Consider the following 267-nt stretch of genomic DNA (forward strand, 5'->3'; position numbering starts at 1 on the left):
CCGTTTTATATTTATACCCGCGAAACACGGCTGTTCGAGAGCAGCTATCATGCGCGCATGTTCACATCGGGCAAGCACGTCTATGAAGATCCGGCAACAGGATCAGCCGTTGCGGCTTTTGCCGGTGCTATCCATGATTTCGACAGGCCGGTAGAGGGGCTGACACAGTTATGGATTGAGCAGGGGATACAGATGGGGCGACCATCGCGTATTCGTCTGGAGCTGGATGTCGCGGGGAAAAAGCTCACTGGCGCTCGCATTGGCGGT

General features: G+C 55.4%; 1 protein-coding gene. It reads left to right on the top strand.

Annotated features, from left to right (window positions below):
- On the top strand, positions 1-267 hold a 267-nt coding region (locus HBA93_RS21475; RefSeq protein WP_221724603.1), incomplete at both ends, for a PhzF family phenazine biosynthesis protein.

Origin of the sequence: Ochrobactrum sp. SFR4, assembly GCF_019730395.1 — a bacterium.
GTDB lineage: Bacteria > Pseudomonadota > Alphaproteobacteria > Rhizobiales > Rhizobiaceae > Pseudochrobactrum.